Origin of the sequence: Streptomyces sp. NPDC056835 (assembly GCF_042789485.1) — a bacterium.
Classification (GTDB): Bacteria; Actinomycetota; Actinomycetes; order Streptomycetales; family Streptomycetaceae; genus Streptomyces.
The window spans coordinates 71,527-86,052 of sequence record NZ_JBHUBB010000032.1 but is presented as its reverse complement, the minus strand read 5'-3'; the positions used below and the strand labels follow the sequence as shown (position 1 = coordinate 86,052).

At 72.0% G+C, this 14,526-nt stretch carries 13 protein-coding genes; 10 read left to right on the top strand and 3 right to left on the bottom strand.

Translation table 11 applies throughout. From position 1 onward, the window contains the following. Window positions 1-47: 47 nt before the first annotated feature. The 5 genes from rimO to ACFRMN_RS30300 all read left to right on the top strand — a co-directional run bounded on the left by rimO (window position 48) and on the right by ACFRMN_RS30300 (window position 3,850). Complete coding sequence (gene rimO / locus ACFRMN_RS30320; RefSeq protein ID WP_383025355.1) at window positions 48-1,565, top strand: 30S ribosomal protein S12 methylthiotransferase RimO; 1,518 nt, start codon at window positions 48-50, stop codon at window positions 1,563-1,565. Next, on the top strand, window positions 1,562-2,254 hold the full coding sequence (gene pgsA, locus ACFRMN_RS30315; protein ID WP_383025352.1) for a CDP-diacylglycerol--glycerol-3-phosphate 3-phosphatidyltransferase: 693 nt from the start codon (window positions 1,562-1,564) through the stop codon (window positions 2,252-2,254). The genes rimO and pgsA overlap by 4 nt, the downstream gene beginning before the upstream one ends. A 71-nt stretch (window positions 2,255-2,325) precedes the next feature. Next, on the top strand, window positions 2,326-2,817 hold the full coding sequence (locus tag ACFRMN_RS30310; protein ID WP_383025380.1) for a CinA family protein: 492 nt from the start codon (window positions 2,326-2,328) through the stop codon (window positions 2,815-2,817). A gap of 109 nt (window positions 2,818-2,926) precedes the next feature. Next, on the top strand, window positions 2,927-3,310 hold the full coding sequence (locus tag ACFRMN_RS30305) for a helix-turn-helix domain-containing protein (RefSeq protein ID WP_030350081.1): 384 nt from the start codon (window positions 2,927-2,929) through the stop codon (window positions 3,308-3,310). A 351-nt stretch (window positions 3,311-3,661) separates the two neighbouring features. Continuing rightward, on the top strand, window positions 3,662-3,850 hold the full coding sequence (locus ACFRMN_RS30300; protein ID WP_383025350.1) for a hypothetical protein: 189 nt from the start codon (window positions 3,662-3,664) through the stop codon (window positions 3,848-3,850). A gap of 82 nt (window positions 3,851-3,932) precedes the next feature. Here ACFRMN_RS30300 and ACFRMN_RS30295 read toward each other — a convergent pair whose 3' ends face one another. Beyond that, entirely contained in the window at window positions 3,933-4,691 is a 759-nt protein-coding gene (locus ACFRMN_RS30295; RefSeq protein WP_383025348.1) for an Fpg/Nei family DNA glycosylase, read from the bottom strand. Between the two features lie 18 nt (window positions 4,692-4,709). Further along, window positions 4,710-9,356 carry an ATP-dependent helicase gene (locus tag ACFRMN_RS30290; protein ID WP_383025345.1) on the bottom strand — a complete coding sequence of 1,549 codons (4,647 nt, stop codon included), beginning with the start codon at window positions 9,354-9,356 and terminating at the stop codon, window positions 4,710-4,712. A 189-nt stretch (window positions 9,357-9,545) separates the two neighbouring features. On the opposite strand from ACFRMN_RS30290, the gene ACFRMN_RS30285 reads away from it, so the two are divergent. From ACFRMN_RS30285 to ACFRMN_RS30275, 3 genes are all read left to right on the top strand, one after another. Beyond that, the gene (locus ACFRMN_RS30285; protein WP_383025342.1) at window positions 9,546-10,442 is read left to right on the top strand and encodes an AraC family transcriptional regulator; all 897 of its coding nucleotides are present in this window, start codon (window positions 9,546-9,548) and stop codon (window positions 10,440-10,442) included. Window positions 10,443-10,542: 100 nt separating this feature from the next. Then, window positions 10,543-11,268, top strand: coding sequence for an AzlC family ABC transporter permease (locus ACFRMN_RS30280; protein ID WP_383025377.1), 726 nt, complete (start codon window positions 10,543-10,545; stop codon window positions 11,266-11,268). Beyond that, entirely contained in the window at window positions 11,265-11,573 is a 309-nt protein-coding gene (locus tag ACFRMN_RS30275) for an AzlD domain-containing protein (RefSeq protein WP_383025339.1), read from the top strand. The genes ACFRMN_RS30280 and ACFRMN_RS30275 overlap by 4 nt, the downstream gene beginning before the upstream one ends. 23 nt (window positions 11,574-11,596) lie before the next feature. Here ACFRMN_RS30275 and ACFRMN_RS30270 read toward each other — a convergent pair whose 3' ends face one another. Next, window positions 11,597-12,601: a hypothetical protein gene (locus tag ACFRMN_RS30270; RefSeq protein WP_383025336.1), complete on the bottom strand. Its 1,005-nt coding sequence runs from the start codon at window positions 12,599-12,601 to the stop codon at window positions 11,597-11,599. Window positions 12,602-12,681: 80 nt separating this feature from the next. On the opposite strand from ACFRMN_RS30270, the gene ACFRMN_RS30265 reads away from it, so the two are divergent. Continuing rightward, on the top strand, window positions 12,682-12,876 hold the full coding sequence (locus tag ACFRMN_RS30265) for a DUF3046 domain-containing protein (RefSeq protein ID WP_383025333.1): 195 nt from the start codon (window positions 12,682-12,684) through the stop codon (window positions 12,874-12,876). A gap of 318 nt (window positions 12,877-13,194) precedes the next feature. After that, entirely contained in the window at window positions 13,195-14,376 is a 1,182-nt protein-coding gene (locus tag ACFRMN_RS30260; RefSeq protein ID WP_383025375.1) for an AI-2E family transporter, read from the top strand. Window positions 14,377-14,526 lie beyond the last annotated feature (150 nt).

Here is a 14,526-nt window from a genome sequence, read left to right as displayed (position 1 = left end):
AACCCTGCACGGCGGGGGCGGGGCCAGGACAAAGTAGTCTTGAGCCCATGCCCGAACGCCGTACCGTCGCCCTTGTCACTCTTGGCTGCGCCCGTAACGAGGTGGACTCGGAGGAGCTTGCAGGCCGCTTGGCAGCGGACGGCTGGGAGCTCGTCGAGGACGCCTCGGGGGCGGATGTCGCCGTCGTCAACACCTGTGGATTCGTCGAAGCCGCGAAGAAGGATTCGGTCGACGCCCTACTGGAAGCCAACGATCTCAAGGATCAGGGCAGAACCCAGGCCGTCGTGGCCGTCGGCTGCATGGCCGAGCGGTACGGCAAGGAGCTCGCGGAAGCCCTCCCCGAGGCCGACGGCGTGCTCGGATTCGACGACTACGCCGATATCTCCGACCGGCTCCAGACCATCCTCAACGGCGGCATCCACGCCTCGCACACGCCCCGCGACCGGCGCAAGCTGCTGCCGCTCAGCCCGGTCGAGCGCCAGGGCGCGGAGGTGGCGCTGCCCGGCCACGCGCAGTCCCCGGCCGAGGCGGCGCCGGCCCCCGAGGACCTTCCCGAAGGGGTCGCTCCGGCCTCCGGGCCCCGAGCGCCCCTGCGGCGGAGGCTGGACCGCAGCCCCGTCGCCTCCGTGAAGCTCGCCTCCGGCTGCGACCGGCGCTGCTCCTTCTGCGCCATTCCCTCGTTCCGCGGCTCCTTCATCTCCCGGCGTCCCTCCGATGTGCTGGGCGAGACGCGCTGGCTGGCCGAGCAGGGCGTCAAGGAGGTCATGCTCGTCTCCGAGAACAACACCTCGTACGGCAAGGATCTCGGCGATATCCGGCTGCTGGAGACGCTGCTGCCGGAACTGGCGGCCGTCGACGGGATCGAGCGGGTGCGGGTCAGCTACCTCCAGCCCGCCGAGATGCGGCCGGGGCTGATCGACGTGCTGACCTCGACGCCCAAGGTCGCGCCGTACTTCGATCTGTCCTTCCAGCACTCCGCTCCGGGTGTGCTGCGCGCGATGCGGCGCTTCGGGGACACCGACCGCTTCCTGGAGCTGCTGGAGACCATCCGGGGCAAGGCGCCGCAGGCCGGTGTGCGCTCCAACTTCATCGTCGGCTTCCCCGGCGAGACCGAGGCGGACTTCGCCGAGCTTGAGCGCTTCCTGAACGGGGCGCGGCTCGACGCCATCGGCGTCTTCGGTTACTCGGACGAGGACGGTACGGAGGCCGCGACGTACGCCGACAAGCTGGACGGTGACGTGATCGCCGAGCGGCTGGCGCACCTGTCCCGGCTGGCGGAGGAACTGACCTCCCAGCGGGCCGAGGAACGGCTCGGCGAGAGCCTGGAAGTACTCGTCGAGTCGATCGACCCGGAGGGCGGGAACGGGGAGGCGGCGGTCGGCCGTGCGGCGCACCAGGCCCCGGAGACCGACGGCCAGGTGATCTTCACCTCCGGCGAGGGCCTGCGCCCCGGTCTCATGGTCGAGGCCAAGGTGATCGGTACCGAAGGCGTGGACCTGGTGGCCGAGTATCACGACCTTCCGGGGGACGGCTCCCGGATCCCGGGCGAGGAGGCTGCCAGATGACCGGAGTCCCGGCGTCCGCGGCGGGCGGCGGCGCGACACCGGTGCCCGGTGGCAACGGCCAGAAGCAGGCACCCGGCGGCAAGCTGGGGGCCGCGGCGGTCAATCAGGCCAGTCTGTGGAACATCGCCAATATCCTCACGATGGTGCGGCTGGTGCTCGTACCCGGCTTCGTACTGCTGCTGCTCCAGGACGGCGGTTTCGACCCCGTCTGGCGCGCCTGGGCCTGGGCCGCCTTCGCCGTCGCCATGATCACGGATGTTTTCGACGGGCACCTGGCGCGGGCCTACAACCTGGTCACCGACTTCGGGAAGATCGCCGACCCGATAGCGGACAAGGCGATCATGGGAGCGGCGCTGATCTGTCTCTCCGCGTTGGGCGATCTGCCGTGGTGGGTGACGGGCGTCATCCTTTTCCGTGAACTCGGCATCACGCTGATGCGGTTCTGGGTGATCAGGCACGGGGTCATTCCGGCCAGCCGCGGGGGCAAGATGAAGACGCTGGCCCAGGGTGTGGCCGTGGGGATGTACGTACTCGCGCTGACCGGGCCGCTGGCCACGCTGCGGTTCTGGGTGATGGCCGTGGCCGTCGCGCTGACCGTGATCACGGGACTGGACTACGTACGGCAGGCGGTCGTCCTGCGGCGCCAGGGGCTCGCGGCGGAGCGCGCGGCGGCGGAGTCCGCGCGGTGAGTGCCGTGCGGGCCGGGGCGGTGCCGCACAGTGCCGGGGAGGTGCGCTCGGCCGCTGACCGGGCGGCCCGGGTGCTGGAGATCCTGGCCGAGCGCGGCGGGACGCTGGCCGTCGCGGAATCCCTCACCGGCGGTCTGGTGGCCGCGGAGCTCACGGCGGTCCCCGGTGCCTCCCGGACCTTCCGCGGGTCCGTCACGGCGTACGCGACGGACCTCAAACGGGATGTTCTGGGCGTCGACGGGACCCTTCTGGAGGAGCGCGGCGCCGTGGACCCCGAAGTGGCGCTCCAGATGGCGGCCGGAGCGCGCCGTGTGCTCGGGGCCGGCTGGGGAGTGGCGACCACCGGGGTCGCGGGCCCCGATCCGCAGGACGGACAGCCCGTCGGCACCGTGTACGTGGCGGTGGTGGGACCGGAAGGTGTGGGGAAAGTGGCCGCACCGCGGTTGAACGGCGGCCGGGCGGACATCCGTAAAGAGAGTGTACGGAGCGTGCTCGGTCTGCTCCTCAGCGAACTCTCCGGGAACGGGCGGGCACAGGATACGGAACAGAACGGGGGGAATTGATGTTTGCAGCCCTGAGTGAACACGACATCGCTCCCCGCACGGCCGCGGCACTAGGCGGTACGGTGGGGCGTGAAGGATGCGGCTACGCGGTCCGAGGAGGGAGCCACCGATGATTCTGCTCCGTCGCCTGCTTGGTGACGTGCTGCGTCGGCAGCGCCAGCGCCAGGGCCGTACTCTGCGCGAAGTCTCCTCGTCCGCCCGGGTCTCGCTCGGTTATCTCTCCGAGGTGGAACGGGGGCAGAAGGAGGCTTCCTCCGAGCTGCTCTCGGCGATCTGCGACGCGCTTGACGTACGGATGTCAGAGCTCATGCGTGAAGTGAGTGACGAGCTGTCGTTGGCCGAGCTGGCCGCGTCGGCGGCGGCGAACGAGCCGGTGCCCGCGGCAGTACGTCCAATGCTCAATTCCGTCTCTGTGACGTCGGTGGCCGGAGTGCCGACGGAGCGGGTGACGATCAAGGCGCCCGCGGAGGCGGTGGATGTCGTCGCCGCCTGACGAAGCTTTGAAGCGTTGACCTGAGCCCCGGTCGGCAGTGATGTCGGCAGGGGCTTTTGTCTTTCTCAAATGCCCGTTTTGTTCCAGTTGTGTCATGGTGGAAGTTGCGTGTGTACCGAACTGTGATCCAAAAACTGTGAGTGGAATGGGAGGACGCCTGGATGTTCCAGGCGAAAAGCGCCTGACCGGGCCGGAGCCCCGGGCGAAGGACGAGGGGCCGGCCGCGCCCCTGCCGCGTTGTCGCTGCGGCAGGGGCGCGACCGGGAGTGAGTGCGCACGCCGGGGAGTGCACCCGATGCGCTCTCCCGGCGGGTGATCGTGCGTGGCTAGGGTCGGCCGGAGGAGGCAGCCATGGCAAGGCGATGGATCCTTCTGCCGGCGCTCGCCCTGGGCGTGGTGTGGTGGTGGGCCGTACTGCGCATCGCGCTGGTGCCCGAGAACACCGGACTGGTGGAAGGGGCGGTGGCGGCGGGCGGCTGGGGGCTGAGCCTGCTGCCCGTGCATGTCGCGTCGGCGCGGCAGCGTCGCCCCCGGCTGTGACGCATCGTCAGCCGGTGCGCCAACTCGTGCGCGGCCGTCGGCTCGTACGTCAACGCTTACGACAGTTCGTACGCCTCGTACATCAACTGGGGGCGCCCGGCTGGCAGAGCGGGCACCAGAAGGTGGGCCGGCCGTTCTGTTCGGCCGTACGGATCGAGGTGCCGCAGCGGGGGCAGGGGCGGCCCGCGCGGCCGTAGACATACAGCCGCCGAGAGCCGCCCGGACGGTTCCGGTTCGCTTCGAGGAGTGTCTTCGCCGCGGTCACCAGGCGCTCGGGCGAGGGGAGTTCGCCGACCGGCAGCCAGGGGTTCGCGCGAACGAGGAAGCAGGTCTCGGACTTGAAGATATTGCCGACTCCGGCGAGGTTGCGCTGATCGAGCAGCGCCTCCCCGACCGGGCGCGCGGGCTCGGACAGCAGGTTGCGCAGGGCCCTGGCGGCATCCCAGTCCGGGCCGAGCAGATCGGGGCCGAGATGCCCCACCACCCGCTCCTCGTCGCTGGTACGCAGCAGTTCGAGGACGGGGAGGCGATAGCCCACGGCCGTGCGCTCGGAGGTGCCGAGGATGGCCCGGATCTGGTGCGCCGCACCGCCGCTCCAGCGCTCACCCGGGGCGTAGACCTTCCAGGAGCCGTCCATGCGCAGATGCGAGTGGAGCGTGAGGCCGCCCTCGATACGGGTGAGCAGATGCTTGCCGCGCGGTGTGACATCGAGGACGGTCCGGCCGGTGAGATCGGCGGTCGCGAACCGGGGCACCCGCAGGTCCGAGCGGATCAGCCGGTGCCCCGCGAGCGCGGTGTGCAGGCGCTGGGCGGCCTGCCAGACGGTGTCTCCCTCGGGCATGGTTTCAGGCTCGCACGCTCAGGCCCGCAGGCGCAGGCCCCGGGGGGTGGCGTGGAAGCCGGCGGACTCCAGAGCGCGCCCGAGGGGGGATGTCAGGGCAGGGGTGCCGTTCGTACGCTCCACCGTGACCGTACCGAGCGCCCCCGCACGGGCCGCGCTCGCCAGGGCTTCCGAGGCGGCCCGGAGCGAGGGGTCTTCCGGGTCGGTGGGCCAGGCCAGCAGGGTCTTGCCGCCGCGCTCCATGTAGAGGGTCAGCTCGCCGTCGACGAGAACGACGAGTGAACCGGCCTTGCGGCCCGGTTTGTGGCCGGCGCCGTCCGGGGGATCGGGCCAGGCAAGCGCGGCCCCATAGGCGTTGGCGGGGTCGGCGGCGGCCAGCACGACGGCACGGGGCGAGGGATGCGCGTCGGCGCGGTCACGGACCGTCGCCGCCGCGCGGAGCCGGTCGACGGCGCCGTCCATCGCGAACTGGGCCGCGCCCAGGCCCTCCACGACATAGCCGCGACGGGCCTGGCCACTGTCCTCGAAGGCGGACAGAACGCGGTACACCGCCGAGAAACCGCCCGCGACCCCCTCGGCCGCGACCGCGCCCCGGGTCACCACTCCATGGCGGTCGAGGAGGGTACGGGCGAGCGCGTGGGCGCGGTGCGTGGGCTCCGGCTCCAGGGCGGGCAGCAACGACCAGCGGCCACTGACGGTGGGCGGGCCTGTACGGGAGGCGGGGCGGGCCGCGGCCGTGAGCGTGCCGTAACGTCCCCGCGGCACCGGGCGCCGGGCGCGGTGCGCCGTGGAGCCCGCCGTACGGCCCGAGCCGAGCAGCGAGCGCAGCGGCGCGAGGGTGTCGTTGGTGAGCCGGCCGGACCAGGCCAGATCCCATACGGCGTCCGCCAGTTGAGGGTCGGTCACATCCGGGTGCGTGGTGGCCCGGACCTGATCGGTGATCTGCCGGAAGAACAGGCCGTAGCCGCCCGAGAGCGTGGCCAGCACCGATTCGTGGAGGGCGGTCAGCTCCAGGGGGTGCGGGGGCGGGAGCAACAGCGGTGCGGCGTCGGCGAGATAGAGCGAGACCCAGCCGTCCTTGCCGGGCAGGGCGCCCGCTCCGGCCCACAGGACCTCGCCCGTGGTGGTCAGTTCGTCCAGGAGCGCGGGTGTGTAGCCGGACACCCGGGACGGCAGGATCAGCTTCTCCAGCGCCGACGCCGGAACGGGAGCACCCTGCAACTGCTCCACGGCACGGGCGAGTCCGTCGATACCGCGCAGGCTGTTGCCGTTCAGATGCTGCCACTGCGGGAGGAATGCGGCGAGAGCGGCCGGCGCCACCGGCTCCAGCTCCTGACGCAGCGCCGCCAGCGAGCGGCGGCGCAGCCGGCGCAGGACCGTGGCATCGCACCACTCCTGGCCGATGCCGGAAGGATGGAACTCGCCCTGCACGACCCGGGAGCTCGCGGCGAGCCGCTGGAGCGCGCCGTCCGTGACCGCGGGGCCGAGACCGAACCGCTCGGCCGCCGCGTTCGAAGTGAACGGGCCGTGCGTACGGGCGTAGCGGGCGAGGAGATCGCCCAGGGGGTCCTTCACCGGCTCCGTGAACGCCTCGGGGACACCGACCGGGAGCGCCGTGCCCAGGGCGTCCCGCAGCCGGCCCGCGTCCTCGACCGCCGCCCAGTGATCGGCTCCGCCGATCCTCACCCTGATGGCGCGGCGGGCGGTGGCGAGATCCTTCGCCCAGGAGGGCCGCGCGCCGCGCTCGGCCAACTCCGTGTCCGTGAGCGGGCCGAGGACCCGCAGCAGATCGGCGACCCCTTCCAGGTCCTTGACGCGGCGGTCCTCGGTGAGCCACTGGAGCTCCCGTTCCAGCTCTGTGAGGACTTCCGGGTCGAGCAGCTCACGCAGCTCGGCCTGGCCCAGCAGCTCCGCCAGCAGCCGGGAGTCCAGGGACAGCGCGGCGGCTCGCCGCTCCGCGAGGGGGGAGTCGCCCTCGTACAGGAACTGCGCCACATAGCCGAAGAGCAACGACCGGGCGAAGGGAGAGGGCTCGGGGGTGGTGACCTCGATCAGCCGGACCCGCCGGGACTCGATGTCGCCCATGAGTTCCGTGAGGCCAGGGACGTCGAAGACATCCTGAAGGCACTCCCGGACCGCCTCCAGCACGATCGGGAACGAGCCGAACTCGCTCGCTACTTGGAGGAGCTGGGAGGCGCGCTGACGCTGCTGCCACAGCGGAGTGCGTTTGCCCGGGCTCCGGCGGGGGAGCAGCAGCGCCCGCGCGGCGCACTCCCGGAACCGGGAGGCGAACAGCGCGGAGCCGCCCACCTGGTCGGTGACGATCCCGCGGATCTCGCCGCCGTCGAAGGCGACATCCGCGGCTCCGATCGGCGCCTGTTCGCTGTCGAAAGCCGTGCTGAGACGGTCCGGTTCCTCATCGAGGAGGTCCAGGCCCATCAGATCGGCGTCGGGGAGCCGCAGCACGATGCCGTCGTCGGCGTGCATGACCTGCGCGTCCATGCCGTACCGCTCGGAGAGACGGGCGCCGAGGGCCAGCGCCCACGGCGCGTGCACCTGCGCGCCGAACGGGGAGTGGATCACCACGCGCCAGTCGCCCAGCTCGTCGCGGAACCGCTCGACGAGGATCGTCCGGTCGTCGGGGACATGACCGCAGGCGCGGCGCTGCTCGTCCAGATACGACAGCACATTTCCGGCGGCCCAGGCGTCGAGGCCCGCGGTCAGCAGCCGCAGTCTGGCGTCCTCCTCGGAGAGGGCACCCACCTCGCGCAGGAACGCGCCCACCGCGCGGCCCAGCTCCAGCGGACGGCCCAACTGGTCGCCCTTCCAGAACGGAAGCCGACCCGGGGTGCCGGGGGCCGGGGTGACCAGGACCCGGTCACGGGTGATGTCCTCGATCCGCCAGGAGGTCGTGCCCAGCGTGAAGACATCACCCACCCGGGACTCGTACACCATCTCCTCATCCAGCTCCCCGACCCTGCCGCCGCCCTTCTTCGGATCGGCTCCGGCGAGGAAGACACCGAAGAGCCCCCGGTCGGGGATCGTGCCCCCGGAGGTGACGGCGAGCCGCTGCGCGCCCGGGCGGCCCGTGACCGTACCGGCCACGCGGTCCCACACCACGCGCGGACGCAGCTCCGCGAAGGCGTCGGAGGGGTAGCGCCCGGCGAGCATGTCCAGCACGGCCGTGAACGCCGACTCGGGCAGCGACGCGAACGGCGCGGCGCGGCGGGTAAGGGTGAGTAGATCGTCGGCCTGTCTGGTGTCCAGAGCGACCATGGCGACCAGCTGCTGGGCGAGCACATCGAGGGGGTTCGCGGGGATGCGCAGGGCCTCGATGGCGCCGGTGCGCATCCGCTCGGTGACCACGGCGGCCTGGACGAGATCGCCGCGGTACTTGGGAAAGACGACGCCCGTGGAGACCGCGCCCACCTGGTGTCCCGCACGGCCGACCCGTTGGAGGCCGGAGGCGACCGAGGGCGGCGACTCGACCTGGACCACCAGATCCACCGCGCCCATGTCGATGCCAAGCTCCAGACTGGACGTGGCCACGACAGCGGGCAGCCGGCCCGCCTTGAGATCTTCCTCGACCTGGGCGCGCTGCTCCTTGGAGACCGAGCCGTGGTGCGCGCGGGCCAGCAGAGCGGGCGCGCCCCTGGCGGCGCCCGACTGGCCCATCAGCTCGGCCGGGGAGTGGTCCTCGGGCATCGCCGGGGCGGAGCCGGGCGCGTCCGGGACCGAGCCCATGGCCCGTTCGTACGCGATCTCGTTCAGCCGGTTGCACAACCGCTCCGCCAGGCGACGGGAATTGGCGAAGACGATCGTGGAGCGGTGCGCCTGGACGAGATCGGCGATCCGCTCCTCCACATGCGGCCAGATCGACGGCTTGTCCGCGCTGTCCGTCTCCGAGGCGGGGGAGCCGCCCAGCTCGCCAAGATCCTCGACCGGGACGACCACGGAGAGATCGAATTCCTTGCCGGAGCGCGGCTGGACGATCTCCACCCTGCGCTGCGGCGACAGATAGCGCGCGACCTCCTCCACCGGACGCACCGTCGCCGACAGACCGATCCGGCGGGCGGGGCGTGGCAGCAGCTCGTCGAGCCGTTCCAGGGACAGGGCTAGATGGGCGCCCCGCTTCGTCCCCGCTACGGCGTGCACCTCGTCCAGGATCACCGTCTCGATCCCGGCGAGCGCGTCCCGGGCCGAGGACGTGAGCATCAGGAACAGCGACTCGGGGGTGGTGATGAGGATGTCCGGCGGTTTCGTGGCGATCGACCGGCGCTCGGCGGCCGGGGTGTCACCGGAGCGGATACCGACCCGGACCTCCGGCTCGGGCAGCCCGCGCCGCACGGACTCCTGCCGGATTCCCGTGAGCGGGCTGCGCAGATTGCGCTCCACATCGACGGCGAGCGCCTTGAGCGGCGATACGTACAGCACCCGGCAGCGCTTCCTCGCCTCGGCGGGCGGCGGCTGCGATGCCAGCTGGTCCAGGGCGGCGAGGAACGCGGCCAGCGTCTTGCCCGAGCCGGTCGGGGCCACGACCAGCACGTCCGAGCCCTCCTGGATGGCACGCCAGGCCCCCTCCTGCGCCGCGGTGGGCGCGGAGAAGGCCCCCGTGAACCAGCCTCGGGTCGCGGGGGAGAAGGAGTCGAGCGCGGAGCGTGCCATGCCCCCCATCGTGCACCCCGCCACTGACAATCGCCCGGACCTGGGCAAACACCCCGGGGGACCGGTGGCGCTGACCCGGGGGACCGGTGGCGCAGTCCCCAGGTACAGGCGGCGCAGCCCCGGGTACAGGCGGTGCGGCCGCAGGTACAGGCGGTGCAGCGCCAGGGACAGGCAGCGCAGAATGGACGCATGGCACCGCGGGAGCAGGCACGGCACTGGCGCTATTCCGAGCTTCCGGACGTCGATCTGCTGCGTGCGCGCTACATAGACAAGACGTTCCTGCGGCACACCCACGAGACCTTCGTCATCGCCGCGATCACGGACGGGGTCGATGTCTTCCACCACGGAGGCGGCGATCAGTACGCGGGTCCTGGCTCGCTCGCGCTGATCAACCCCGAGACCCCGCACGCCGGCCATGCCCAGGGCCCCGAGGGCTGGCGGTACGGGGCCGTCTACCCGGCCGTCGACGTCATCGCCTCCATCGCGGCGGAGACCACCACGCTCCGCGGTACGCCCGGCTTCGTCGCCCCCGTGGTGGACGATCCGTACACCACGCGCCTCGTCCACCAGGTGCTGCGCGCCGCCGACGAGGGCAACGCGCTCGCTGCCGACACACTGCTGCGGGTCGCGGTGACCCGGCTGCTGCGGCTGAACGGCGGGCCGCTCAGGCAGCGCCAGGTGAGGGGCGCCGGGGCACGGATCGCGGCACGCGCGCGTGCCGTGCTGGAGGAGCGGATGGCGGACCCGCCGTCCCTGGAACGGCTCGCGGCGGACCTCGGCACCAGCCCCTTCGCGCTGCTGCGGGCCTTCAGGAGCACCTACGAGCTGCCGCCGCACACCTGGCTCACGGACGCGCGGGTACGCCGGGCCCGGCGGCTGCTGGACGGTGGTACGACACCGGCCGAGGCGGCCGTGGCCGTCGGGTTCACCGACCAGCCCCATCTGAACCGCCATTTCAGCCGGATCGTCGGAGTGCCGCCCGGTGCGTACCGCAGGGAGCGGACGGCCGCCTCGGGGGCTGAACGGGCTCCGAGGCGGGGCGGGAGCGCAAGAACGTACAAGACCGGGCCCGCCCACCCCGCGTAACGTCCCTGACGTGGCAGAACAGACAGCGTCCGCGGCCGCGGACATACCGGCGCACGGTCCCGCCCGGAGCGCCCCGGAGCCCGACTCCGGCCCCGCTCCCATTCTCATTCCCGAGCTCGGGAACGAGCCCGAGCCCAAGTCGGACTCGGCCGTCGTGCGCGACGCCCTGGGCGTCGGCATCGCCGTCGGGCTCTCCGGCTTCGCCTTCGGCGTCACGTCGGCGGGCGCGGGGCTCACCGTCCTCCAGACCTGCGCGCTCAGCCTGCTGGTCTTCACCGGCGCCTCCCAGTTCGCACTGGTCGGCGCGCTCGCGGCGGGCGGCAATCCGCTCACCGCCGCCGCGGGCGTGTTCTTCCTCGGCGTACGCAACGCCTTCTACGGGCTCAGGCTGTCCCAGTTGCTGCGGCTGCCGGGGCCCGTACGGCCGTTCGCCGCCCAGTGGGTGATCGACGAGACCACCGCCGTCGCGCTCGCCCAGCCCACCCGGCGCGGCGCCCGCATCGGCTTCACCGTCACCGGGCTCACGCTCTACGTCCTGTGGAACCTCACCACCCTGGGCGGGGCGCTGGGCGCCGAAGCCCTTGGCGACACCGACGCCTGGGGACTGGACGCGGCAGGCCCCGCCGTCTTCCTCGCCCTGCTCGCACCGATGCTCCGTACGCCCACCGAGCGGGCGGTCGCGGGGATCGCCGTGGTCCTGGGGCTCGGCTTCCTGCCCGTGCTGCCCGCCGGTGTCCCGGTGCTCGTCGCGGCGCTGGCCGCACCCGCCGTCCTCTGGCTCGAAGGCCGCAGGCTCGGCGCCCGTCGGAAGGGAACGGACCTTTGAACATCTGGATCGCGATCGGCGCGACCGCCGTCGGCTGCTACCTCGTCAAACTTCTGGGCCTGCTCGTGCCCGCGGGCGCGCTGGAGCGCCCCCTCGTCCAGCGGCTGTCGGCCCTGCTGCCCGTGGCCCTGCTCGCCGCGCTGACCGCTCAGCAGACCTTCAGCGCGAACGGCGCGCTCGTGCTGGACGCCCGGGGCGCGGGGCTCGCCGCGGCGGCTCTCGCGCTGGTGCTGCGCGCCCCGTTCCTGGTGGTCGTGGCGGCGGCGGTGGTCGTCACGGCGGGGGTGCGGGCAATCGGCGGATGAGGTCCCGTCAGGTCCTGACGGCGTCAACTGATGACACGGCCATGGGCGCGAAGTGTGCGCAGCGCCTCGATGGTCACGATCGGCCGTGACTCCAGCGCCGTACCCGGTGCCCATGCGCGACGGCCGATCGGCCAGCCGCCGTCCTCGCGCTGAAGGCCGGCCAGATGGTCGAGCGACCGTTCCATCTCCTCGTCCGTGAACCAGGCGCGGGCCAGCGACTCGGGCACGCGCGCGTAGTCGTACGGGAAGTGGTGCTCGCCCGGCGCGTACCCCGGTGGTACGGGGTACGCCGCGCGGCGCGCCGGATCCAGTACCGCCAGCCCGCGCGCCCGTACGAGCCGGCCGAGGCGGTCCGCCGCCGCCTCGGCCCGCGCCCGGTCGGGGACGCCGTCCAGGAAGGCCACCGCCGCCTCGATCTCGTAGGGATGCGACTCCTCCAGCCCCTCGACGGCCGCCCAGCAGAAGTCGGTGGCGCGGAAGAGCCAGGCGTGCCAGACCTCGTTGCGGTGCAGCAGCCCGACCACCGGGCCCGTCGCCAGCAGGTCGCCCGGCGGATCGTCGACGACCGGGAGGAAGGGTGCGTACGGATAGCCGCGCAGGGAGGGGTGGACGGCGGGCAGCGCGCCCTCGGCCGTGGAGACCGCCGTGAGGTAGCGGCAGATCCGCTCGACCCGCAGCCCGTCGCAGCGGCCGATGGAGTCGAGTACGCGCAGCGCGTGCGCCGTGTGCAGCGGCTGGCTCACGGGGCCGCGCAGATCGGGTTCGAGCCCGTGACCGTACCCGCCGTCCTCCTCGCGGTACGCGACGAGGGCCGCCTCGACGGCCTCGGCGCCACGGCCCCGACCGGTCCCTCCGTCCAGGAAGTGGTAGGCGAAACGTCGCTGTTCGAGTACCCGGGCGGTGAGCCAGATGAAGTGCTCGGCGCGGGAGAGGGGCGACGGGAGAGACAGGGAGGGCGGGGAGGGCGGGGAGGAGGGGGAGGCTCCGGAGGGCCCTGAGAACGCGGAGGATGCTGCGGTGCCGGCCATGGGTCCGACCGTAGGGCGGAACGGGTTCTGAGCAAGGGGGACCGGCCGGGCTGCACTCTCAGGGGCGGGATACTGGTGGCATGCGGTTGACGATTTTCTGGGAGCGCATGGCGGAGCACTTCGGGGCGGCCTACGCCGACTCCTTCGCCCGTGACCATGTGATGGCGGAGCTGGGCGGTCGTACGGTCCACGAGGCGCTGGAAGCAGGCTGGGAGGCGAAGGACGTCTGGCGCGGAGTCTGCGTCGCCATGGGGATTCCGCCAGAGAAGCGCTGACGTGCGGGCCCGGCACCGCCCCTGGGGCGGCGCGGCGCCGCGGAGGCGATGTGATTTCGTCCGACCGTGGGGCCGGTTGTCACAGCGGTAGGCGACACTTGCTCAGTGGCACCGACCGACAACTCCGCACCGGACCTCCGACCGCCGATCCCTCCGCCGGATCCCGCACCGGACACGCCCCCCGAGGCGTCTTCGGCGGCTTCCGCGGCGGCTCCTCCGACGACGGCTCCCGCGGGCTCTTCCACGAGCCCATCGGGCACGCCGGCGTCCCCTGCGTCCCTTGCGGCCGCTGCGGACAGTGACGACGTGCGGCGCCAGATGCCCCGCTGGCTGCCGCGCGCCATGGTCCTCGCGCTGGCGCTCATAGCCTGCTTCCAGCTCGGCAGCTGGGCGTTCCACCAGCTCATCGGCCTGCTGATCAATATGCTGATCGCGTTCTTCCTGGCGCTGGCGGTCGAGCCCGCCGTGAGCCGGATGGCGGACCGCGGGATGCGGCGTGGACTCGCCACTTTCCTGGTTTTCTTCGCGGTCCTGATCGTCACAGTCGGCTTCATGGTGATGCTCGGGTCCATGCTGGCGAGCCAGATCATCGAAATGGTCGACTCCTTCCCCCAGTACCTCGACTCGGTGATCAACTGGATCAACGACACCTTCCGCACGGAGCTGTCCAGGGTCGCCGTCCAGGACAGCCTGCTGCACTCCGACTGGCTCCAGCGCTATGTGCAGAACAGCGCGACGGGTGTTCTGGACATCTCCACCACCGTGCTGGGTGGGCTGTTCCGGCTGCTGACGATCTTCCTGTTCTCGTTCTACTTCGCGGCAGACGGTCCCCGGCTGCGGCGCGCTCTCTGCTCCGTACTCCCGCCGGCCCGGCAGGCCGAAGTGCTGCGCGCCTGGGAGATAGCCGTCGTCAAGACCGGCGGCTATCTCTACTCACGCGGGCTGATGGCCCTTATCTCCGGTGCCGCGCATTACGTCGTGCTGGAGATCCTGCGGGTGCCGTACGCACCGGCGCTGGCGATCTGGGTGGGGCTCGTCTCCCAGTTCATCCCGACGATCGGCACCTATCTGGCGGGCGCGCTGCCGATGCTGATCGCCTTCACCGTGGATCCCTGGTACGCGCTCTGGGTGCTCGGATTCGTGGTGTTCTACCAGCAGTTCGAGAACTACATGCTCCAGCCCAAGCTGACCGCCAAGACCGTCGACATCCACCCGGCCGTGGCCTTCGGGTCGGTCATCGCGGGGACGGCGCTGCTGGGCGCGGTCGGTGCCCTGATCGCGATCCCGGCGGTCGCCACGCTCCAGGCGTTCCTCGGGGCGTATGTGAAGCGGTACGACGTGATGGACGATCCGCGCGTGCACGGCCGCAGAACGCGCGACGGCGTGCCGCTGCTGCGCCAGATACGCCGCGTACTGCACTCGGACACATGCGCGGAGACGAGCACGCGCACAGACAGCACGGGCACGCGCGCGGACGACGAGCGACCGCCGCAGCCATAGGCGTGGCCGGGCGCCTCAGCCGGTGTGGGGGGGGGGCGGGGGCGGGCGCGGACCGCCCCCCCCGCCGGGCGGGGGGGGGGGGCCCCCCCCGAGGGAATGTGGCTAGGTGTGTGGGAGGGTTTAGTTGCCCCCCCGGTACGGCTGGGTGAC

Coding starts and splice junctions, on each gene's coding strand:
- rimO (WP_383025355.1), top strand. CDS start 48: ATGCCCGAACGCCGTACCGTCGCCCTTGTCACTCTTGGCTGCGCCCGT.
- pgsA (WP_383025352.1), top strand. CDS start 1,562: ATGACCGGAGTCCCGGCGTCCGCGGCGGGCGGCGGCGCGACACCGGTG.
- ACFRMN_RS30305 (WP_030350081.1), top strand. CDS start 2,927: ATGATTCTGCTCCGTCGCCTGCTTGGTGACGTGCTGCGTCGGCAGCGC.
- ACFRMN_RS30300 (WP_383025350.1), top strand. CDS start 3,662: ATGGCAAGGCGATGGATCCTTCTGCCGGCGCTCGCCCTGGGCGTGGTG.
- ACFRMN_RS30295 (WP_383025348.1), bottom strand. CDS start 4,691: ATGCCCGAGGGAGACACCGTCTGGCAGGCCGCCCAGCGCCTGCACACC.
- ACFRMN_RS30290 (WP_383025345.1), bottom strand. CDS start 9,356: ATGGCACGCTCCGCGCTCGACTCCTTCTCCCCCGCGACCCGAGGCTGG.
- ACFRMN_RS30285 (WP_383025342.1), top strand. CDS start 9,546: ATGGCACCGCGGGAGCAGGCACGGCACTGGCGCTATTCCGAGCTTCCG.
- ACFRMN_RS30270 (WP_383025336.1), bottom strand. CDS start 12,601: ATGGCCGGCACCGCAGCATCCTCCGCGTTCTCAGGGCCCTCCGGAGCC.
- ACFRMN_RS30265 (WP_383025333.1), top strand. CDS start 12,682: ATGCGGTTGACGATTTTCTGGGAGCGCATGGCGGAGCACTTCGGGGCG.
- ACFRMN_RS30260 (WP_383025375.1), top strand. CDS start 13,195: ATGCCCCGCTGGCTGCCGCGCGCCATGGTCCTCGCGCTGGCGCTCATA.